At 67.6% G+C, this 20,302-nt stretch carries 24 protein-coding genes; 12 read left to right on the top strand and 12 right to left on the bottom strand.

What is annotated here, in order from left to right:
• Positions 1-27: 27 nt before the first annotated feature.
• The gene (locus tag AC5P68_RS00120) at positions 28-1,125 is read right to left on the bottom strand and encodes a Glu/Leu/Phe/Val dehydrogenase dimerization domain-containing protein (RefSeq protein ID WP_005410578.1); all 1,098 of its coding nucleotides are present in this window, start codon (positions 1,123-1,125) and stop codon (positions 28-30) included.
• A gap of 278 nt (positions 1,126-1,403) precedes the next feature.
• Between AC5P68_RS00120 and AC5P68_RS00115 the strand changes: the two genes are divergently transcribed.
• Positions 1,404-2,480: an HDOD domain-containing protein gene (locus tag AC5P68_RS00115; RefSeq protein WP_231522935.1), complete on the top strand. Its 1,077-nt coding sequence runs from the start codon at positions 1,404-1,406 to the stop codon at positions 2,478-2,480.
• Between the two features lie 3 nt (positions 2,481-2,483).
• On the opposite strand, the gene AC5P68_RS00110 is transcribed toward AC5P68_RS00115, so the two are convergent.
• The 3 genes from AC5P68_RS00110 to AC5P68_RS00100 form a co-directional block, all read right to left on the bottom strand.
• Positions 2,484-4,076 (bottom strand): phospholipase D family protein, encoded by a 1,593-nt coding sequence (locus AC5P68_RS00110; RefSeq protein WP_033834337.1) that lies wholly within the window; start codon positions 4,074-4,076, stop codon positions 2,484-2,486.
• Positions 4,077-4,206: 130 nt separating this feature from the next.
• Positions 4,207-4,905, bottom strand: a complete 699-nt coding sequence (locus tag AC5P68_RS00105; protein ID WP_033834386.1) for an RNA pseudouridine synthase — start codon at positions 4,903-4,905, stop codon at positions 4,207-4,209.
• A gap of 47 nt (positions 4,906-4,952) precedes the next feature.
• A complete protein-coding gene (locus tag AC5P68_RS00100; protein WP_049431303.1) occupies positions 4,953-5,453 on the bottom strand; it encodes a M48 metallopeptidase family protein in 501 nt (166 codons plus the stop codon).
• Positions 5,454-5,515: 62 nt separating this feature from the next.
• Here AC5P68_RS00100 and AC5P68_RS00095 point away from each other — a divergent pair, with 62 nt between their 5' ends.
• On the top strand, positions 5,516-6,073 hold the full coding sequence (locus tag AC5P68_RS00095) for a DUF2058 domain-containing protein (protein ID WP_033834333.1): 558 nt from the start codon (positions 5,516-5,518) through the stop codon (positions 6,071-6,073).
• Between the two features lie 170 nt (positions 6,074-6,243).
• On the top strand, positions 6,244-6,510 hold the full coding sequence (locus tag AC5P68_RS00090) for a DksA/TraR family C4-type zinc finger protein (RefSeq protein ID WP_005414219.1): 267 nt from the start codon (positions 6,244-6,246) through the stop codon (positions 6,508-6,510).
• 510 nt (positions 6,511-7,020) lie between these two features.
• Here the strand turns inward: AC5P68_RS00090 and AC5P68_RS00085 are convergent.
• Both AC5P68_RS00085 and AC5P68_RS00080 read right to left on the bottom strand, forming a co-directional pair.
• The gene (locus tag AC5P68_RS00085) at positions 7,021-7,614 is read right to left on the bottom strand and encodes a mechanosensitive ion channel family protein (protein WP_080353465.1); all 594 of its coding nucleotides are present in this window, start codon (positions 7,612-7,614) and stop codon (positions 7,021-7,023) included.
• A 36-nt stretch (positions 7,615-7,650) separates the two neighbouring features.
• Positions 7,651-7,830, bottom strand: a complete 180-nt coding sequence (locus AC5P68_RS00080; protein ID WP_005410570.1) for a hypothetical protein — start codon at positions 7,828-7,830, stop codon at positions 7,651-7,653.
• Positions 7,831-7,956: 126 nt separating this feature from the next.
• On the opposite strand from AC5P68_RS00080, the gene AC5P68_RS00075 reads away from it, so the two are divergent.
• From AC5P68_RS00075 to AC5P68_RS00065, 3 genes are read left to right on the top strand one after another with little or no spacing between them, the layout of a single operon-like run.
• The gene (locus AC5P68_RS00075; protein ID WP_033834331.1) at positions 7,957-8,535 is read left to right on the top strand and encodes an RNA polymerase sigma factor; all 579 of its coding nucleotides are present in this window, start codon (positions 7,957-7,959) and stop codon (positions 8,533-8,535) included.
• A complete protein-coding gene (locus AC5P68_RS00070) occupies positions 8,532-9,065 on the top strand; it encodes a hypothetical protein (RefSeq protein ID WP_005410568.1) in 534 nt (177 codons plus the stop codon). Before AC5P68_RS00075 ends, AC5P68_RS00070 begins: the two co-directional genes overlap by 4 nt.
• A 10-nt stretch (positions 9,066-9,075) precedes the next feature.
• Positions 9,076-9,957 carry a DUF4097 family beta strand repeat-containing protein gene (locus AC5P68_RS00065; RefSeq protein WP_033834330.1) on the top strand — a complete coding sequence of 294 codons (882 nt, stop codon included), beginning with the start codon at positions 9,076-9,078 and terminating at the stop codon, positions 9,955-9,957.
• A gap of 49 nt (positions 9,958-10,006) precedes the next feature.
• Here AC5P68_RS00065 and AC5P68_RS00060 read toward each other — a convergent pair whose 3' ends face one another.
• The 3 genes from AC5P68_RS00060 to AC5P68_RS00050 all read right to left on the bottom strand — a co-directional run bounded on the left by AC5P68_RS00060 (position 10,007) and on the right by AC5P68_RS00050 (position 12,085).
• Positions 10,007-10,189, bottom strand: coding sequence for a hypothetical protein (locus tag AC5P68_RS00060; protein WP_005410566.1), 183 nt, complete (start codon positions 10,187-10,189; stop codon positions 10,007-10,009).
• Positions 10,190-10,200: 11 nt separating this feature from the next.
• Positions 10,201-10,494 carry a YkgJ family cysteine cluster protein gene (locus AC5P68_RS00055; protein ID WP_053462562.1) on the bottom strand — a complete coding sequence of 98 codons (294 nt, stop codon included), beginning with the start codon at positions 10,492-10,494 and terminating at the stop codon, positions 10,201-10,203.
• A gap of 229 nt (positions 10,495-10,723) precedes the next feature.
• Positions 10,724-12,085, bottom strand: coding sequence for an Hsp70 family protein (locus AC5P68_RS00050; protein ID WP_231522934.1), 1,362 nt, complete (start codon positions 12,083-12,085; stop codon positions 10,724-10,726).
• A 182-nt stretch (positions 12,086-12,267) separates the two neighbouring features.
• Here AC5P68_RS00050 and AC5P68_RS00045 point away from each other — a divergent pair, with 182 nt between their 5' ends.
• Positions 12,268-12,603, top strand: a complete 336-nt coding sequence (locus AC5P68_RS00045; RefSeq protein WP_005414225.1) for a zinc ribbon domain-containing protein YjdM — start codon at positions 12,268-12,270, stop codon at positions 12,601-12,603.
• Positions 12,604-12,609: 6 nt separating this feature from the next.
• On the opposite strand, the gene AC5P68_RS00040 is transcribed toward AC5P68_RS00045, so the two are convergent.
• Positions 12,610-13,761 carry a transglutaminase-like domain-containing protein gene (locus AC5P68_RS00040; RefSeq protein ID WP_033834326.1) on the bottom strand — a complete coding sequence of 384 codons (1,152 nt, stop codon included), beginning with the start codon at positions 13,759-13,761 and terminating at the stop codon, positions 12,610-12,612.
• 240 nt (positions 13,762-14,001) lie between these two features.
• Between AC5P68_RS00040 and AC5P68_RS00035 the strand changes: the two genes are divergently transcribed.
• The 4 genes from AC5P68_RS00035 (at position 14,002) to AC5P68_RS00020 (ending at position 16,866) form a co-directional block, all read left to right on the top strand.
• Positions 14,002-14,604: an HD domain-containing protein gene (locus AC5P68_RS00035; protein ID WP_049430886.1), complete on the top strand. Its 603-nt coding sequence runs from the start codon at positions 14,002-14,004 to the stop codon at positions 14,602-14,604.
• 49 nt (positions 14,605-14,653) lie between these two features.
• A complete protein-coding gene (locus AC5P68_RS00030) occupies positions 14,654-14,827 on the top strand; it encodes an oxidoreductase-like domain-containing protein (protein WP_049402330.1) in 174 nt (57 codons plus the stop codon).
• Positions 14,824-15,441, top strand: coding sequence for a DUF998 domain-containing protein (locus AC5P68_RS00025; RefSeq protein WP_033834321.1), 618 nt, complete (start codon positions 14,824-14,826; stop codon positions 15,439-15,441). Before AC5P68_RS00030 ends, AC5P68_RS00025 begins: the two co-directional genes overlap by 4 nt.
• A 78-nt stretch (positions 15,442-15,519) precedes the next feature.
• Complete coding sequence (locus tag AC5P68_RS00020) at positions 15,520-16,866, top strand: virulence factor family protein (RefSeq protein ID WP_033834319.1); 1,347 nt, start codon at positions 15,520-15,522, stop codon at positions 16,864-16,866.
• A 98-nt stretch (positions 16,867-16,964) separates the two neighbouring features.
• On the opposite strand, the gene mprF is transcribed toward AC5P68_RS00020, so the two are convergent.
• Positions 16,965-19,529 (bottom strand): bifunctional lysylphosphatidylglycerol flippase/synthetase MprF, encoded by a 2,565-nt coding sequence (gene mprF, locus AC5P68_RS00015; protein WP_005414230.1) that lies wholly within the window; start codon positions 19,527-19,529, stop codon positions 16,965-16,967.
• A 192-nt stretch (positions 19,530-19,721) separates the two neighbouring features.
• On the opposite strand from mprF, the gene AC5P68_RS00010 reads away from it, so the two are divergent.
• A complete protein-coding gene (locus tag AC5P68_RS00010; RefSeq protein ID WP_005410556.1) occupies positions 19,722-20,069 on the top strand; it encodes a RidA family protein in 348 nt (115 codons plus the stop codon).
• A gap of 104 nt (positions 20,070-20,173) precedes the next feature.
• Here the strand turns inward: AC5P68_RS00010 and AC5P68_RS00005 are convergent.
• Positions 20,174-20,302, bottom strand: a 129-nt coding sequence (locus AC5P68_RS00005) for an integrase core domain-containing protein (RefSeq protein WP_197631242.1), incomplete at its 5' end; no start/stop codon positions are given.

Raw genomic sequence — 20,302 nt, 5'->3', positions numbered from 1 at the left:
AAGGCTCCCGGCGCGACGTCTGCAGCCTCAGCCGCCGCGCAGGTTGCCCAGGCGCGGAGTGCTGCGGCCCAGCGGCATCTTCAGCTTGCCGATCGACAGGATGCGGCTTTCCGCAATGCGATCGGCGGCCCGCTGCGGCGCGATGTTCTCGCGCTGCGACAGTTCGAAGATGCGGGTGAGGTTGTGGTAGATGCTGCGGATCAGGCGCATCGCGCGTTCGCGGTTGTAGCCGTCGATCTCCAGCGACACGTTCATCACACCGCCGGCGTTGACGGCGTAGTCCGGGGCGTAGAGGATCCCGCGCGCATGCAGTTCGTCGCCGATCTCCAGGCTCGACAGCTGGTTGTTGGCCGTGCCGCAGATGATCTTGGCCTTGATCCGCGGCAGCGTATCGGCGTTGATCGCGCCTTCCAGCGCACACGGTGCGAACACATCGGCGTTCACTTCGTGGATCTCGTCCGGCTTGACCGCCTCGGCGCCGAAATCGCTGACTGCACGATCAACCAGGGCACTGTCCAGGTCGGTGACATACAGCTTGGCACCGCGGTCACGCAGCAGTTTCACCAGTTCCATGCCGATGTGGCCCAGGCCCTGCACCGCGATGCTGGTCTTGCCTACTTCCTCATGGCCGAACTTGAAGCGCATCGACGCCATCAGTGCCTGCAGTGCGCCGTAGGCCGTGAAAGGCGCCGGATCGCCGGAGCCACCATGGACCTGGTGCACGCCGGTCACGAACTGGCTCTCCAGATAGATGTTCTCCATGTCGTTGACGTCGGTGCCAACGTCCTCGGCGGTGATGTAGCGGCCGCCCAGCGAATCGACGTAGCGGCCGAAGGCGCGGAACAGTACCTCGGTCTTGTCCGTCTTCGGGTCGCCGATGATCACCGCCTTGCCGCCGCCCACGTTGAGCCCGGCCAGCGCATTCTTGTAGGTCATCGTCCGGCTCAGCCGCAGCACATCGGCCAGCGCCTCGTCGGTGCTGGCGTAAGGGCGCATGCGCACGCCGCCCAGGGCCGGGCCCAGGGTGGTGTTGTGGATGGCGATGATCGCCTTCAGGCCGGCATCGTGGTTGTGGCAGAACACCACTTGTTCGTGGCCGGTGGTGGCGAGGGTTTCGAATAGCATGGCGTCTCCGATGGCGCGAACAGCGGCGAACTGCAGCGAACGGCCAATGAACGGTAGGGTCCCAAAACAAAAAAAGCGACGTCGTCAGTGCAGGGGGACGGGTCGCGCGGCGCCATTCTAGTCCATTCCCCCGGTTGCTGCCGTCGACATCGCCGCCCTTCCGGTTAAAGAAGATGAAAGTGCGGCCGATGCTGCGACGACGGCGGGTGGCCGGATTCGCGTGAAGAGGCAGGGCGGTCAGTGACGGCAAGGGCACCACAACGACAGGGCAGGCGGCGATGACGCCGGCCTGGTGGCGATCGCTGCGCGGCTGGCTGGCGCGCTCGACCGGGACGGCTCCGTTGCGCCTCGCGGCCGTATCGCGACAGGCGGTCGCTGCTGCCGCAGCCAGCCTTCAGGGCGAGGCGCTGCAGGCCGGTGAGATCGCCGCCCACCTGCAGCGCGGCCTGCATGCACTTGCCCTGTACCCACGGCTGGCCGGCGAGCCTGCCCCCGTGCAGGATCCGGCACTGGGCGAAGCGGTGGCGCGCGCGCTGCAGGACCGTGACTGGGCCGCCCGGCACCTGCCGCGGCGCCCGCAACTGCTGCCGCAGCTGATCCAGACCGTCAACGACGATGCCGCCTCGGCACGGGTGATGGCGGCCATCATCGGCCAGGACCCGGTGCTGACCGGAAATCTGCTGCGCATCGCCAACAGCCCGGCCTACAAGGTGCATGAGCGGCCGGTGGAAAGCCTGCAGCGTGCGGTGACCCTGGTCGGTACCGAGGGCGTGCGCCAGATCATCAGCGCAGTGCTGGTGCAGCCGGTGATGCAGGTGCAGTGCGGCATGTTTCCGCAGTTCAGCACGATCATCTGGGAGCACGCACTGCTGGCTTCGCGTGCGGCCGCCGATCATGCGCGCACGGTCACCTTCGGTGATGCCTTCGCTGCGCAGTGGCTGGGCCTGGTGCAGGGGCTGGGGTCAGTGCTGGTGATGCGCCAGCTGCTGCAGGAAGCGCAGGCACGCGACGAAACCGTGGAGCCGGCGCTGGCCCTGCAACTGCTCCAGCAATGGTCGTTGCCGCTGGCACAACGCGTGGCTGCAGCCTGGGAGCTGCCCGAGCCCGTGCACCAGGCACTGGCGCCGGAGGCCGATGGCCCACTCGCCGACAGCCTGCGTCTGGCCAGCGCTGCGGCGGCAGCCAGCCTGCTGTGCCGGCATGGACATGCCAGCCAGAGTCGCATGCTGGCCCTGCTCGAACAGTTGCCTTCAGCGCCGCCGCATGCCCTGCGTTGGATCTGGCGGCGCCTGCATGGACGCAGCGTGGAAACACGTGATGAGGCCGGACAGGAAGAGGCGGGTCCAACGCCCTGAGCGCTACAGCTGCGATTCGACCGGCAGCCAGCTGATCACCCGCGACAACCAGCGTTTGCGCGCCGTTGCCCCCGGCTCCGCCTCCACCCAGTGCGGTGGCGGTTCGCGCTCCAGCCAGCGCAACCGGCGACGGTCATCCAGCGCCAGCCACCAGCTGTGCCTGGGATCAGCCAGGCGCAGGTACTCGTCCCGCAGCTGTGCGCCCAGCACCGGATCGTCGAACAGCACGCCCATCTCGGTGTTCAGATAGGCCGAGCGCGGGTCGAGGTTGAACGAACCGACAAAACCGCGGCGGTCATCGACCAGGAACGCCTTGGTATGCAGGCTGGCGCCGCTGCTGCCGAACACGCCGGCATCGCCGGACTGCCCTTGTGCCTTCAGTTCGTAAAGGTGGACGCCGGCTTCGAGCAACGGCACGCGGTAGCCCATGTAGCCACCATGTACGGCGGCGACGTCATTGGCGGCCAGTGAGTTGGTGACCACGCCGACCTGCACGCCCCGCCCGGACATGGCCGAAAAGCCATCCAGGCCCTCGTTGCCGGGAACGAAGTAGGGCGAGATCAACAGGGCCTTGTGCCTGGCGGCCTGCAGCTCGCTGATCAGGGTCGACACCAGCCAGGCAGCGCGATCGTCCTTGCGGTGCTTCATCGGCGGGTCGGACACGATGCGCACTGCACCGCTCCAGCGCAGCGGCTCGGGGCTCGGGCGTTGCCGCTTGCGCGATTCGGCCACGCGCGCCAGGTACGGCCGGGCCACGTCCCGCTGCGCCTCGTGGTCCGATTCGCGCACCAGCAGGCGCAGTTGTGCGTCGGTATGGAAGGCAAGCGCGGATACCGGAATGGCGGTTTCGCTGTTCCAGTAGTCGTCGAAGATGCGGTTGGCCTGCTCCACGGCGGGGCCGGCGACCAGCAGGTCCAGATCCTGGAAGTTCACATCGGTGCGCGCGCTGAAATACTCCTCGCCGATGTTGCGGCCACCGACGATCGCGACGCGGCCATCGGCGATCCAGCTCTTGTTGTGCATGCGGTGGTTCACGCTGAAGAAGCGCTGCACCATCTCCACCATGCGCAGGATGCCGGTCCGGTTGCGGAACGGGTTGTACAGGCGGATCTCGATGTTCGGATGCGCATCGAGCGCCATCATCAGCGCGTCCTTGTCCTTGGCATTCATGTCATCAAGCAGGATGCGCACGCGCACGCCGCGCTCGGCGGCGTCATACAGCGCCTTGGCCATCAGGTGGCCGATCAGGTCGTCGTGCCAGATGTAGTACTGCAGGTCCAGGCTGCGGCCTGCGTGCGTGGTGATCATCGCGCGTGCGGCGAAGGCATCCATGCCATCACTGAGGAAGGCCACGCCGGACTGGCCGGGATGGGCCTCCTGCAATGGCACGATCTGCTGGTCGATGCGGGTCTGCGCCGACTGCAGTGGCAGCACATGCGAAGGCGTGCCCCGTGCCTGCGGCGTGAGGTGGTCGGCCAGCAGCAGGCCGGACAGCACCAGCAGCACCAGCGCAGCGAGAATGATTGCAGCGATGCGCAGCAGGCGTCGCCACAGCGGCTTGGGCAGGCTCATGCCCCGATGGTAGAGCCACGCCATGCGTGAAGGAATGCCTGCAGGATCGACAGGGGGTCAGAGCCCTTGCCTTCGGCACGGGATCCCGCCCCGAGGGGGCGTCACCGATGGGGTCGGATCCCATTCCACAGGAAAGGGCTCTGACCCGCACACCTCAGAACCGCTCGTGGCTGCCCAGGTAGCGCCATTGCCCCGGCGGCAGCGGCCCCAGCGCCACGCGTCCGATACGCAGGCGGCGCACCCCGGTCACCTGCAGCCCGGCGGCTGTCACCGCTGCACGCAGGCCCTTGGCGGTAAGCCCCTTGCCGGCAAAGCGCAGGCGTTGTTCGCTCTGCCAGCTGACCTTGCCGCCGCCGGCCTCCTGCTGCAGACGCGCCATCAGCCATGGCCCACGCTCCGGGCCGCCTTCGGCCACTTCGATCAGGTATTCCTGCTCGGTGCGGCCCAGATTGCGCTGCAGATGGGCCAGCGTGGCCGGATCCTGGCTGACCACCACCAGGCCGCTGTCGCTGGCCGGAAGCGAGGCGGCCAGCTGCAGGCCATGGAAGTGACGCTGCAGAGGACGGATGTCGCTGGCATCGAGTTCGCTGTGGCTGTCACTGCTGACCAGCGCACACAGGGTCTCAGCGGCAACGCCGGCCGGCTTGTTCAACAGCATGCTGACCCGCTCGGCCTTTTCATCGCTGGCCTGCGCGGCTACGACGATCACCGCGCTGTCATCGACCGGGCGCTGCGGCTGCTCCACCACGTCGCCGTTGACCGTGACCCAGCCGCCTTCGATGTAGCGCCGCGCTTCGCCGCGCGGGATGCCGAGCAGGGCGGACAGGCGTTTGTCGAGACGGATCGGTTCCATGGCGGCAAGGTCGGGCAGGGGGCGCGCAGTGTAGCTGCTGCGGCCGGTCAACGCTGGCCGCGGTTGGCCAGCTCGGTCAGGTACAGGCGGGTATCGAACTCCAGCTGCAGGTACTCCGGCTCCATGTGCTGGCACAGCTGGTAGAAAGCCTTGTTGTGGTCGGATTCCTTCAGGTGGGCCAGCTCATGTACCACGATCATGCGCAGGAACGCTGCTGGTGCCTGGCGGAACACGGTGGCGATGCGGATCTCGCGGCTGGCCTTGAGGCGGCCGCCGTGCACGCGGGAAATGGCGGTATGAGTGCCCAGCGCGTGCTTGATCACTTCCAGCGTGTTGTCGTAGCAGACCTTGTTGAGCGGCACCGACTTGCGCAGGTAGCGGTCCTTCAGCTCCTGGGTGTAGTCGTACAGCTGGCGGTCGCTGCGTACCTCGTGCGGGTCGGGATAGCGCTGCTGCAGCCAGGGGCCGAGCTTGCCTTGCGCCAGCAGTTCGCTGACCTGGGCGACCAAGGGTTCGGGATAGCCGGTGAGGTACTTCAGGACTGCCATGCAGGGGCGGCGGGGCGTCGGTAGAATGGGGCATCCAAGATTACACGCGGTACGCACCGACCATGGCAAAGCCCAACGCGCTGCAGGAACAATTGCTCAAGGCCGGCCTGGCCAAGAAGTCGCAGGCCAGCGCCGCCGCGCGCGAGCAGGCCAAGGCCCGGCAGGGCAAGGCCGAATCGACCTCGGCCGACGTCCAGCGCGAGGCTGAACGGGCCCGCGCCGAGAAGGTCGAGCGCGACCGCGCGCTGGCCGCCGAGCGCAATGCGCAGGCCAGGCAGGCTGAACAGAAGGCGCAGGCGAAGCAGATCATCGCGGCCCATGCCGTGCCCCACAAGGGCGATGACGAGTACCGCTTCAGCGATGGCACGGCGATCCGCACCCTGCTGATCGACCCCAAGCTGCGCAAGGCGCTGTCGGTCGGCGTGCTGGTCATCGTTGCCCACGGCGACGGTTACGCGCTGCTGCCACGTGCTGCTGCCGAGAAGGTGCGTGAGCGCGCCCCGGAAGCGATCATCGTCGACCACGGCCAGCCGGGCTCGACCGCGGAGATCTCCACCGGCAACGCCGAGGACGACGCCTACTACGCGCAGTTCCAGGTGCCCGACGACCTGGTCTGGTAAGCAAAAAGGGGACGGAGGGGATTAAGTCGCGATCGACCTGATTGAAGCCCTCCACGTTCTGCTCAGATTGCTGAAGATCAGCCGGGCATGGCTCTGCTCAACACAGGTCTGCTCCTTTGTGCGCGGGTGTATCGTCCCCATATCAGGCGACACACCTGCGGAGGATGGCCATGGCCACCGGTTGGGCGGGAGACGGCGCGGTCCAGGACCAGATCGACGCCACCGTCGACGATGCGATTGCCCGCGCGCGGCGCCAGCTGCGGCAGGGCCCTGGTCTGGAACACTGTGAGGAATGCGACGCACCGATTCCGTTGGCGCGGCGCCAGGCCGTGCCTGGGGTACGGCTGTGCGTGGCGTGCCAGCAGGCGCATGACGACGAAGAGCAGGCGCATGCCGGGTACAACCGGCGTGGCAGCAAGGACAGCCAGCTGAGGTAAGGGGTGTTTTATTGCAGGGCTGCGCCCTGCACCTGCAGAAGCAACGTCAACATCAAAGGCTGGCATTCCGTGGGTTGGCAGGGCGGTGTCGGAGTGCGGGGACGCCGTGAACCCGTCCATGGGGCCTTGGCCGCGGCATCCATGCCGCGGACACCCCGCACTCCGACACCGCCCCGCCTCTGACAGATTTCCGCGATCTGTTGGAACCCGCTGCTGATGCCGACCGTTGGTCGGCACGGGGTCGGATTCAATTTTGACTATCGATATCTGACAGATGTGCCGACCAACGGTCGGCACCCACCAACAGCGCGCGGAATCTGTCAGAGGTGGGGCGGTGTGGGTGGGCAGGACCGTTGGCGCCATGGATGGCGCCATCGAGCCCCCATGGACGGGTTCACGGCGTGTCCTGACCACCCACACCGCCCCGCCATCCCACGGAATGCCGCTCTTGATCTTGCTTCGGCTTCGGCCTCTGCAGGTGCAGGGCGCAGCCCTGCAAAGGCCCCCCCCTCAGCCGTCGCCCTGGATGCCGCCGGGGGCCTGCGCCGGGTCGCGCCAGCGCCGCACCGTGCGCTGGAAGAACAGGTTGTTCGGCAGCTGCAGCACCGTGCCCTCGTGGCCGTCGCCGGTCTCCTGCAGCGTGGTGTAGATCAGGTTCACGTCGATCACCCGGCCCTTCAGGCCCGGTTTCTCGCCGTTCTCCAGCACCTCGATGTAGTCATGCAGGCGGAACGGGCGCGTGGTGAAGATCAGCAGCGTGCAGAAGATGTTGGAGAGCACGCTCCAGGCCGCGAAGAAGGCCACCGCACCCACCGCCGCGAAGCCGGTGAACGCGGTCCACAGTACCGACGGCGATGCGCCGAGCAGGCTGAGGATGTACAGCACTGCGCTGAAATAGACCACGAAACTGGTGATCCGGCGCGCGCCCATCACCATTTCCGGTGGCAGCGTGTAGTGCTCGGCGAAGCGGCGGATCAAGCGCCGTGCCAGCACCCGCAGCAGCCACGCGGCCAGCAGGGTGAGCAGGATCTTCACGGCGATACCCGCGTCGTGGAGCCAAGGGTAGGTCCAGGTCGGCAGGTGATCCTTCAGGGACAACATCATGGGGGCGACGACGGGTGGCAATAACGGCCCTCGATGTTACCCGGCGCGTGCGGGGGATTCGACCGCCGGGGTCCAGGCCAGGCAGACCAGCTCCTGGCGGTGCTGCTGCAGGCAGGCGCGGCCGTTGTCGGGGCGCAGCTGCAGTGACAGGCCCAGCGCCTGCAGCAGGACGCAGGCAGCGATCACCAGCAGGGCGGCGCAGGAAGGGCTGGACATGGCAGGACTCCCGGACGGCAGATTCGCGAAGGACCTTCCATGGATGCAGCAGCCGTCGAAAAGGTTGCATGGCATCGGCCGTCGATCGGCTCTAAACCTTTTCCCGGGTCGCCGCATCCAAGCGATATGCTCGACACCACCATGCCCGCGCCGCCCGCCGCCAACGACGCCGTCGACGAACCCGCTCTGGTACGGGCGGCGGCCGCCGGCGACACCGCTGCCTACGAACTGCTGTACCGGCGTCACGCGCCGCGTGTATTCGCTGTCCTGTGGCGGTTGTGTGGCGGCCAGCAGGCACGTGCCGAGGATGCGCTGCAGGAGGCCTTCCTGCAGGCCTGGAAAGCCCTGCCAGGGTTCCGTTTCGAGAGCAGCCTGTCCACCTGGCTGCATCGGCTGGGGGTCAACGCCGCACTGATGGAACTGCGTGGTCGCGCCGCAGGGCAGGATCACGACAGTCTGGAGGATGTCGATGGCGGCCTGCTGGAACTGGCGGTGCATGACCGTTGCGCGGGTACCGAGCGTGACCTGGAGCGCGCATTGTCGACACTGCCACCACGGGCGCGTGCGGTACTGGTGCTGCACGATATCGAAGGCTGGAAACACCAGGAAATCGCCGAGCAGCTGCAGATGGCTGTCGGCAGTTCCAAGGCACAGCTGCATCGTGCGCGCGGCCTGTTGCGCGCACGGCTGGGAGACATGACATGAGTACACACGAACACGATTCCGATCACGACCTGCTGGCCCGGCTGCGCGCGCTGCCGAACGAGCGCGATGTACCCGCCGATGGCTGGGCACGCCTGTCCGCCCGGCTGCCGCCGCGTGAATCGCAGGCAGCGCCCGCGCCAACGGACAACGTGGTGGTCCTGCCGGTGCGTTCGCGGCGCCGCTGGTGGTTGCCGGCCGGCGCTGCCCTGGCTGCCAGCTTGGCACTGTATGCGGTGGCGCCGTGGCGGCATGCGCAGCCGGATACGCCGGCGCCGTCCGCCCTGCAGCTGCAGGCCGCGGCGATGACCGAGCAGTATCAGCAGGCCGTCGCTTCGCTGCCCGATGGACGGGCGCCGGAATGGCAGCCGGCCCTGCACGAACTGGATGAAAGCGCGGCGCAGATCCGTGCCGCCCTGGCGCAGGACCCGCGTGCGCCGCACCTGCTTGGCCAGCTCAAGCGCACCTATGCGCTGCGGCTGGAACTGACCCGGCAGGCGGCCTATGCCGCCGAGTCCGGCTTGACGACCTGAGGAGACCCCCATGACCCGAACCCTGATTTCCTGCTGTGTCGCGCTGCTGCTGACCCCTGCCGTGGCACTGGCCGACATCCGCATCGACGAGCGCCACACCTTGGCTGCGGGCGGTCGCATCGAGCTGAGCAACGTGGCCGGCAAGGTGACCGTGCGTGGCTGGGACCGCAATGACGTGCAGCTCACCGGCACGCTCAGCGACGGCCTGCAGTTGCGCCAGGAAAAAAGCGCCAACCGTGTGCGCTGGGAGATCGAATATCCGCGCCGCAGCAACAGCGGTGGTGCAACGCTGGTGTTGAACGTGCCGCGATCGGTGGAGCTGCTGCTGAGCACGGTCAGCGCCAGCCAGGACATCAGTGGTATCGACGTGCGACGGCTGCAGGCCGACACGGTCAGCGGCAGCCTGAGCGCGGCTGGCCGCAGTGGCGACAGCAAGCTCAACACGGTCAGTGGCAGTGTCAGCGCACGCCTGCAGACACCGAAGCTGGATGTGAACACCGTCAGTGGCCGCATCGAGGCCGGCGGTGGCGTGTCCGGTGATATCGGTGCGCAGACGGTGTCCGGACGGGTCCAGGTCGACGCCGGGCGCGTGCAGCGACTGGCGGTGGAAACCGTTTCGGGCAGCATCGATTTGGCAGCAGCCGGGTTGGCGCCCGGCGGCCGCATCAATGTCGAATCGGTCAGTGCCTCGGTCACGCTGAGCCTGCCACGCACGGTGTCGGCACAGCTGTCGGTGAACAGCTTCAGCGGCTCGATCAACAGCGACGCCGGTCAGGTGGAGCGGCCGCGCTACGGGCCGGGCAGCCATCTCGATACGCGTCTGGGGGGCGGCGATGGAGACATCCGCATCCAGTCGCATTCGGGCAGTGTGCGGGTACGCCTGGATCGCTGAGCACGGTCCGGCAGGCCGCGGCGGCAGCGCCGCCGCGGTCGGTACTGGGTCAGCTGGCTTTCTTCAGCGCCCAGGTGGTGCCGAGGACTTCGATCTTGCCACCGGCCTTGCGGAACGCTGCCAGGTCCGAAGCGATCGAATCGCTGCTGACCACGGTGCTGGCGGCCGCGCCCTTGCGTTCGCTGCGGATGCTGTTGCTGGCCTTCGCGGGGGTCTTTGCCTTGCGGGGCATGGTTGCTCCTGTCAGGTGGAAGGGGAGGAAAGCGCCCAGGCATCGGCCTGGCGCAGGTAGTCCTGCCGCTCGCGGCGGCAGTCATCGCCGCCCATCGAAAACTGGCGGCAGATCGCCGGGCGCTGCGAATAGATCGTGCAGCGCAGGTGATAGGGATCGATCGCCGCGCACCAGCCTTCCTCGTTGCGCGCCATCACGGCACGGCCGTGGGTGTCGCGTGACAGGAACTGGCCAGGCACGTGGTCGCCGGGCTGCAGCAGCACGGGCAGCCGGCAACAGACCGCGTCACAACGGCGGCAGTCGATGGGTGCAGGTGCTGCGTCAGGTTGTAAGGCCACAGGGGCCTGGCGGGTGCCCAAAGCGGGTCTCGATGGCGGCTCAGGTGCTGCGCGGACCATGAACGAGCCAGGAAGGCATGGCCGCTAGGCCCGCAGGGCGGGCCAGGCTGCACCGTGGACACACACCGGCGTGGCCGGTGGAAGGTGCAGCGGGGTTCTAGCCGACCAAGAGTAACTTAGACCGCGTAACGTTTTGTTAATCCTGGCAGGCTGCCGCCAACGCCAGGCCCTGGACCACGCCCAGCGAGGGCTCGCCGTGGACCATGCGGGCCCCCGGGAAGGCCTCGGCCACGGCCTGGCGCAGGTAGCCGGCACGGGACATGCCGCCGGTCAGGAACACCGCATCCGGGTCGCCCCCGATGTCGCTGCGGACCTGGGCCAGCAGTTCCCGGATCTGCTCCAGGTAGCCGTGGGCGGCGGCGGCCAGGCCATCGGCGCTGCTGTCGGCATGCAGGTCGCGGGCGATGTAGTCCAGCGTGCTGCGGTGCTCGCTGGCGGCGCTGAGGGCGATCTTGGCGCGTTCGACATCGCGGTACAGGCGGGCGGTATTGCCGGTGTCCTGCAGGGCCTGCAGGCGCCCGCCCCACGGCTCGTCGACGTGATCGTATTTGTGCTGGCGGAAGTCGCGCTGGCGCGTCATGTCCTGCACGGTGGCTGCTTCCACATAGTGGTGGGCGGGCACGCGGGTGATGCCGCGGCCGAACAGCGGCATGTAGCTGGACAGGCTCAGCGCCAGATCAATGTCGGTACCCCCGCGGGCGATACCCCACGCGCGGTGGATACGCGGGGCGTCGTCGCCGCCGACTTCGGCATGCGCGATATCGGTGGTACCGCCGCCGATGTCGACGATCACCGCCTGGTGCCGCTCGCGGCTTTCGGCGTGGTAGTGCATGGCCGCCGCGGCGGGTTCTTCGAGGAAATCGATCTGGTCGAAGCCGGCCTGGGTGGCGGCCTCGCGCAGGATATCCAGTGCCTGGTCATTGCCGGCCGCGCCGATCGAGCTGCGGAACTGCACCGGGCGGCCGAGCAGAGCGGCACGCAGCGGCTGGCCAAGCTGGGCGCTGGCGGTCAGGCGGATGTGTTCGAGGATGTGCGCGGCGATGCCGGTGATGGTCTGCTTCGCGCGTGGGTGCAGGTTGTAGCCCAGCATCGACTTCGGGCTCTGCACCAGGTTGCCTTCGTGTTCCTCGAAATAGGCTTCCAGCGCGTCGTCGCCGTAGACCGCGTTCTGCAGCAGGTCGCTGGCGCTGCGTTCCTTGCCGGCGCGGGCCTCCATCCATTCACGGCGCAGGGCGCGCAGGGCTTCACGGCGCAGCGCCTGCGGGGTGCGTTCCTGGCCGGCGGCACGGGCTGCACGCGCGGCGCTATTGATCATCTGCTGCAGCTGGTGTTCCTGGCCGTCGTCGAGCTGGAAGTCGTCCGGGTCGGGCACCACGCCGGGGAAGTACACGCTGGTGCGGAACTGTTCGGCGTCACCGAAACGGATCGGCAGCAGTTTCCCCTCATGCACGATGGCGGCGGCGGAATTGCTGGTACCGAAGTCGATGCCGAGGCGCATGGGGAGTTCCGGGGGCGGTCAGGGGCCGCGCACTCTGCTGCAGTTCGCCGCCGACTGCAAGTTCCAGCGTCGCGGCTGCTCCAGCCGTGGTCATGGCGGCGGCCGGGCACCTGCCAGGGAGCCGGGGCCCCGGACCGGGCGGTTACAATGGCGGCTGTTGATTCACTTTGAGGTACTTGCCGATGTCGTCTGTTCCCGCCTGCCCGCAGTGCACCCTGGAAAACACCTATGCCGATGGCGCGCTGTGGATCTGCGCCGATTGCGGTTTCGAATGGACCGCCGAGGAAAGTGCCGGTTCGACCCTGGTCGTGCGTGACAGCAACGGCAATACCCTGCAGGCCGGCGACACCGTCACCGTGATCAAGGACCTGAAGGTGAAGGGGTCTTCGATCCCGCTGAAGCAGGGCACCGTGATCCGCAACATCCGCCTGGTCGAAGATGATGCCGAGCACATCGAAGGCAACTCGGACAAGATCAAGGGCCTGGTCCTGAAGACCTGCTTCCTCAAGAAGGCCTGATCGGTCTCAGCGCCTGGCCTGCTGCTGCGCGCGCCAGCGGGCCAGGCTGTCGAGCTTGGCCTGGTAGCGTGCCTGCTCCGGTGCACCACCCAGAAGCTGCGCGCGGGTCAGTTCACGGTCGGCGCGTTCAAGCTGCCCGGACAGGAAATACACGCGCGCCAGCCCGAAGTGGAACTGGTGCGCGGTGTCATACAGGCGTACGGCCTGCCGGTAATAGCGGATGGCTTCGGCCAGCTTTCCGGCCTGCTCGGCCTGCGTGCCCAGCATGTACTGCGCGAACGGGTCCTCACGCTGCACCGACTTCAAGCGTCGCTCCAGAGCCTTGGCCTGCGCATCCAGCCCAAGCTGCCGATACAGCGCGCTGGCATTGGTCAGCGCCGCATCCTGGCGGCCGTCCAGGCGCAGGGCGCGGTCCAGTGCCTCCCGCGCCGCACCGGTGTTGCCCTCACGGTTGTCGAGCACACCCAGGTTGTTCCAGACCGAGGGGAACGCGCGATCCTGCACGACCGAGGCATCGAAGAACGCGCGGGCGCCGACGAGGTCTCCTTCGGCCATGCGTTCGGCACCTCGATTGTTGTAGAAATGCGCCAGTGCACGCGCGCGGCTGACCGGCTGCGGGCCGCGGCGGTCGTAGAGTACGTTGCGATCGAGGTCGACCGTGGCGTAACGCCCCGCGATCTCCACGCCCGCGTTGACGTGGCCCACACTGTAGACCACGCCGGCGTCCTGGTCCTGGTACCAGGACACGACCTGGCCGACTTCCTGGACGCGGGCCTGGATGCCAGCCTCGCGCGCCAGTGCCACGAACATCAGCGTGAAGGCGAGGCAGTTGGCGCGGCGCTGCTGCCAGACTTCGTCCACGGTATAGGTCGCGTTCGCGTCGTACTGCAGGTCCAGCCCCTGGCGGCCGAAGATCATTTCCACCAGTGCCTGCAGCCGCTGCTCGCGCGATGAACTGCGGTCGATCACCTGCGCCTGCAGCATCGCGCGCATTGCGGGAGGAATCGCGAAGACCTGTTCCGGTGAGGGGACCTCCACCGGGGGGACGCTTCCGATGGGCGGGAGTGCATCGGTGCGCGGGTGGTCCTGTGCGCAGAGCGGCGCGGCCATCAAAGCGGCCAGGACCACGACGAAGATGCGGGCGGCAGGGCGGTACATGACAGTTCCCGGCAGCGGCGGGCGCTCCCGCCTGCAGCGAGTGTAGACCCGGCGGCGCCGCGCTGCAGTGACCGTTGGTCGGCGCGTGGCCGGTACGGCGTTTCATCCACAACCGATGTGGACCAGCGCTCGACAAAGCTGTGGACAACCGCGTCCAGGCCTCACCGGGCAAGCGTTGTGAGTATGTGGTGAAAAAACCATCAGCTTGCCGCGGGGCTGCGCAGGCGGGATGATCCGGGTATGGATTTCTCTCCGCTGACGCTGGCTCCTGCGCAGTGGCAGGCGCTGCAGGACAGCTACGCAACGCCGCCCCGCGCCTACCACCACTTCGGACACGTACGCGCGGTGCTGCAGCACTGCCAGGACGTGGCTGACGGCCCGGGCTGGCAGAGGCCCGCCGAGGTGTACCTGGCCGTGCTCTACCACGACGCGATCTATGTGGCGGGCCGCAAAGACAACGAAGGGCGTTCGGCGGCGCTGGCCCTGCAGGCAATCGCACGGGCCCCGGAACTGGCCGGCGTCGACGCCGCGCGGGTCGAGCAGTTGATCCTGCTGACAGCCCGCCATGGCGATCTGGGCCCGGACGACGTTGATGCCGAGGCCGCGCTGTTCCTGGACTGCGACATGGCGATCCTGGCCGCGCCCGAGCCGGTGTTCGCCGCCTACGATCGTGGCGTGGCCGAAGAGTACAAAGGGGTCGTGCCGGGCTTCCTGTACCGCGCCGGGCGTCGCCGTTTCCTGCAGGGGCTGCTGCGGGCGCCGCGCATCTTCCTCAGTGACTTCTTCCACCAGCGCCTGGATGCGGCGGCTCGGGAAAACCTGCGTCGACAGCTGGCCCGCTGAGCTGGACCGGTACACTTGGGCCTGCTCTCACCGATTGTCGCTTCCCACTGTGTCCGTCCCTGATCCCGACCCCCGCCCGCTGCCCCCCGAAGAGCCCGGTCCCAACGAGTGCTGTGGCAGCGGCTGTCCGTTGTGCGTGCTGGATCTGTATGCCGATGAGCTGCAGCGCTATCGCAAGGCGCTGGCCGAATGGAAGGCACGGCATCCGGAGGCAACGCCATGAGCCGTGCGCGTCCGGCGGCGGTGCTGGCACTGGTGGCGCTGCTGCTGTTCGTGGGTACCGCGCTGTGGACCCAGGTCGCGCGCAGTGATCTGGACTGGGTGCGGGCAACCTTGAGCCTGTACCTGCACGGGCCGTGGGGCCTGGCATTGCGCGCTGCCTACTGCCTGCTGGCGCTGGCCATTGCGGCGCTTGGCATTGCGCTGTATCGCGGCAGCATCGGGCCGCGCCGCAGTGCGGCGGCGCCGCTGTTGTTCACTGTCTCTGCACTGGGGCTGGCGACGGTCGCCATCGGTGACAGCTGGCTGCCTGAAGCGACCCCGCTGCTGGCACCGTTCATCCATGGACTGGCAGCCAACACCGCGTTCCTGTGTGCCAGCGTCGGCATGCTGCTGCAGGCCTGGTATCTGCGCCGCGAACCGGGTTGGCAGTCTGCCGCGGGCCTGCTCTGGGGCTGGGCATGGCTGGCCTTCGTGCTGCTGTGGCTGCATGTGCTGTGGCGTGGTGGACCACCGCGTGGGCTGGGACAGAAAGTGGTGATCGCGGTGATCGTTGGCTGGCTGCTGTATCTGGCGATGGCCCTGTACCGGCGCAGCCGTCGGGCCGCAGCCCACTGAATCCCCAACGGCCTGCGCCGGTACGTGCCGTGCACGCGGCGGCGGCGTATCGTGTGCGCATTCCATCGGGGATGCGACATGAAGCGTGCAGGGCTGGGCAGGGCAATGGGTGTGGTTCTGGCGTTGGCAGCGCTGCCGGCAATGGCGGCGGCCAACGTGCAGCAGTTCAGCCACGGGCGGTTCGAGCAGATTCCGGTGCACATGCCGGCTGGCACGCCGCAGCGTGTGGTGATCTGGTTCCATGAATCCACCGCCGGTGGTGATACCAGCCGCCTTCCGATCGAGGCCCTGCGTGCCGATGGCGCGATGGTCGCTGCCGTGGACATCGCGCATCTGCGCAGCGTGCTCAAGCGCGAGGGGAATCCGACCTGTTCGTTCGGTTCCGGCGACGTCGAGAACTTCTCGCGCTGGTTGCAGGCCTCCCTGCACCTGCCTGGCTACCACCTGCCGCTGGTCGGTGGTGATGGTGAAGGCGCCGAGATGGCCTACACGCTGGCCGCACAGGCCGATACCCAGGTATTCGCCGGCCTGCTGACCACCGGCTTCTGCCCGGATCACAGCCACGAGCGCATGGTCTGCGGCGATGGTGTGAAGCACAACAAGCTGCAGCCTGCCGAGTTGAATTCCCCGTGGCTGAGCGCCGCCGGCGACCATGGCTGCAAGGTTGGCGAGGCCAGCCGCTTCGTGCAGCAGGTGGCGATGGCACGCGAGTTCAAGCGCACCGCGCGCGGCGATGCTTCACCCGGCCTGGTGGCGGCGGCGCGGGTGATCGGCGCGCAGGCCGGCGTCAGCCTGGCACCGCCACCAGCCGCGCTGAAGGGCCTGCCGATAGTGGAAGTACCCGCTGCCGGTAATGGCGACACGCTGGCCGTGTTCGTTTCCGGCGATGGCGGCTGGGCCGGCCTGGACAAGGACGTGGCATCGTCGCTCAACGAGCATGGCGTGGCCGTGGTCGGCATCGACTCACTGCGCTACTTCTGGAGCGAACGCACGCCGAAGGGATTTGCCACTGACCTGCAGAAGATCATCGATCACTACCGCCAGCAGTGGCATCGCGACAAGGTGATGCTGATCGGTTTCTCGCAGGGTGCCGACGTGCTGCCGGCCACCATCAACCAGCTCGATGCCGATACCCGCGCAGCGCTGGATCGTATCGTGCTGTTGTCGGTAGGCAGGAAGGCCGACTTTGAATTCCACGTCAGCAACTGGCTGGGTGGTGGCGGCGATGGTCTGCCGATCGCGCCGGAAGTGGCGAAGCTGCCGGCGGCCAAGACCCTCTGCGTGTATGGCGACAAGGATGACGACGCGCTGTGCCCCGGCCTGCCGGCCAACGACGGCGTGCAGAAGGTGAAGCTTCCGGGCGACCATCACTTCAATGGTGATTACGACCGATTGGCCGAAGTGATCCTCAAGGGCGGGGCGTAGCGCCGGGCCACGCCCGAACGCTGTCGCCGCCGTGTCGACCAAGGTCGACACCTACCGGGTGGTTTGCAGCGCCGGGCCATGCCCGGCGGCTCAGGGCTTCAGTTACGCCGCGGGTCCAGAGAGATCAGGCGCGTGGCATCCAGCAACGCGGCCGGCAGATGCATGCCGCCGGGTGCTGCCAGATAGCGCGGTCGCCACTGCGGGTCGAACTTCGACTTGAAGCGGCGCAGGCCACTGAAGCCATAGAAGCGTTCGCCATGCCGCGCGAGCAGGCCGGCCAGTCGGTTCCAGCGACCAGCAAGGCGATGCTGGGCCAGCCCGGACAGCGGCGCCATGCCCAGCGAGAAGCGCGCATAGCCCTGAGCGCGGCCCCACAGGAACAGCTCGATGAACAGGAAGTCCATCGTGCCCTTCGGTGCCTCGTTGACATGGCGCATGAGGTCCACCGACAGCTCGGCACCGGCCGGTGCCTGCCACAGGTTGGCGAATGCCACGATCTGGCCCTCGGCTTCGACCAGTGCCACCGGGAAGCGCGCCAGGTAATCCGGATCGTAGCTGCCCAGCGAGAAACCCTTCTCGTCGCCGGCCTTGTCTTCCAGCCACGCGTTGGAGATCGCGTGCAGGCGGGGAAGCAGGCTGGGAATCTCTTCCACCGGTGCCACGCGGAACGAAAGGCCCCCGCGCTTGCCACGGTTCCAGGCCTGGCGCAGATCGGCGCGTTCGCGGCCTTCCAGGCCGAAGTCGTGCAAGGGCACGATCGCTTCCTCGCCCAGCTTGACCAGGCCCAGGCCCAGGTCGAGATAGGTCTGCCAGTAGGTCTCGCCCACCTGGTAGAACACCGGGCGCAGGCCGAGCCGGTCAGCTTCCTCGCGGAAGCGCCATATCAGCGCGCGCGCCACATCAGGCGGGCCGACCGGATCGCCCATCGCGATCAGCGAACCGCCGTAGCGCTGCATCATCACGAAGCCCTGTTTCGCATCATCGCGCAGCACTGCCTTGTCGGCGGTCAGTACCAGGCAGGCCTGGGTATCGGTGGCACCGGCCAGTACCGGCGCCAATGATTGCAGCGTAGCCTCGTCGGCGGCTGGCAGCGGGCTGCGCGTACTGTGCAGCAGCCGCGCCAGGCCGAACATCACCAGCGCGATCGCCACCACCAGCAGCGCACGCAGCGCACGCGGTGCGTTGCCGGATATCGCAAACTGCCACCACAGTTCGTTCTGGTACTCGACATGGCTGTAGGTGAAGAACAACAGCCAGGTGACCGCCACCAGTACCAGGCCGAGGTTGCGCAGCCATGGCCACGACCATGCTTCATCGAGCAGTGCGCCCTGGCGGTAGAACTCGCGGCGTGCGGCCCACAGCGCCATCGCCACCAGCAGGGCGGAGACCGCGATCAACGGTTGGCCACCGCGCAGCCACAGTGGCAACGGGGTGATCACGCACACGGCCATCGCCAGCATCCATGCGGCATGGCTGCGCCGGGCCAGGCCTTGGCCGATCAGCAGCAGGGCGACGCCGCTGAGACTCCCGATCAGATGGGACGTTTCCAGGATCGGCAGTGATGCGTTGACCAGGTGACGGCGCGGCGTGGGCAACGTGCCGTCGATGACCAGCGCAGCACCGATGCTGAACACCGCCAGCGCGATGATCTGCGGCAACCATGGGCGCAGCGCGTTCCAGCCGGCACGGGTTGCCCCGGCACTGGCCTGCAGCGGCTGGCGCAGCGCGGGTGCAAGCGCGAGCAGGGTGGCCAGCAGCAGGGGCAGCACGTAGTAGGTGACGCGGTAGATCAACGCCGCGGCCAGCACTGCAGCCGGTGCCACCTGTGGCAGCAGCTTCAGCAGGCTCCATTCGAACACGCCGAGGCCGGCGGGCACGGTCGAAACCAGGCCGGCCAGCACCGCGACCAGGTACAGGCCGACGAAGCCGGGCAGGCCGGTCGGCGTCGAGTCCGGAAGCAGCACATAGAACGCGGCACTGGCCAGCACCAGCTCGATCACGCTGAGCACGGTCACCCCGATCATCGTGCGCCGGTCGGGCAGCCACAGCGCATGGCCGAACACGCTGAACTGGCGTCCATCGCGGCCGACCAGCAGCAGGGTGGCCGCATAGGCCAGCAGCGCGACGATGCCGACCACGCGGACCGCATCCGGGTCCAGCGGCAGGGCAAGCGCCGCTGCCGCCGGTTCCATGCACAGCGCCACGCTGATCAGCAGCCACGCACCGAACACGAAGCCGAGCGTGCTCATCAGCACGACCTGGCCGATCTGCGCCAGGTCGAGGCCGGCGGTACGGTAGCCGCGCAGGCGCACCGCACCGCCGGTGAGCGCGGCAAAGCCCACGGTCTGGCCCAGCGTGTGTGCCAGGAACGCGGTGATGCCGATGCGCGCCGGATGCACGCGGATGCCGCTGCGGCGCAGGCCGATGGCATCAAAGCCGATCAGGCAGGCATAGCTGGCCAGGCCCAGCACGACAGTAAGCGCGATCTGCGTGCCACTGAGCTGGTGGAAGGCATGGCGGATGGCGCGGTAGCCGTTCTCATCGAACTCGTTGGCCAGGCCGTGCAGCGCCAGCGCAAGGATCAGCAGCGGGATGACGATGGTGAGGACCCGCTTCCATGCCGGGGTGGAGGGAGCGGTGGCGGGGTCGGTGGTTTCGGTCATCGGCGCAAGGGTGCGTCAGGGAGGGCGAGGGCGGTGTCAATGCAGCCGTGGCGCATCGTGCGCCTGTCGCTGGCATTTGACCAGCGTCGCTGTCGGAAGCCGGTAGTGACCGTGTGTGGAAGGCTGCCCTGCACCCATCGTTGACCGGTTTGGAGGACAATGCAGGCCTGATCACCCGCAGGAGCCACGCCCATGATGGAGCGTTACGACGTCGGACCGCGCATGTCCGAAATGACCGTGTACAACAAGGTCGCCTACCTTTCCGGCCAGATTCCGGAAGACACCAGCCAGGACATCACCGGGCAGACCCGGCAGGTGCTGGCCGAGATCGACAAGCTGCTGGCGCTGGTGGCCAGTGATCGCCAGCACGTGCTGCGCGCCGAAGTGTTCCTGGCCGACATGGCCGATTTCGATGGCATGAACAAGGCATGGGATGAGTGGGTGGTGGAAGGTGCGACCCCGGCGCGCGCCACGGTCGAGGCCAAGCTGGCCCACGCCGACTGGAAGGTCGAGATCGTGGTGACGGCGGCAGTGCCGTAACGGCAAGGTCACCTCCCAGCAGTGGAGGAGGGGGTAGAGTCGACTGTTAGTCGACTATCGCGCGCAGCGCGGGGTTTTGCGCCGCCGGAACGAAGAGCAGTCGACTAACTGTGTAAACCCACCACGTTGTTCAGCGGGATTCTGGAAATAGGCGGTTGGCTGCCGATCCCCATGTGGGGTCGGTGCCAGTTGTAGTAATGCAGCCATTCAGGCAGCACGGCATCACGTTGCTC

The organism is Stenotrophomonas sp. YJH_SMC_58 (genome assembly GCF_059369635.1).
Note: the sequence above shows the minus strand (reverse complement) of the source record. Positions and strands in the feature narration are given on the sequence as shown.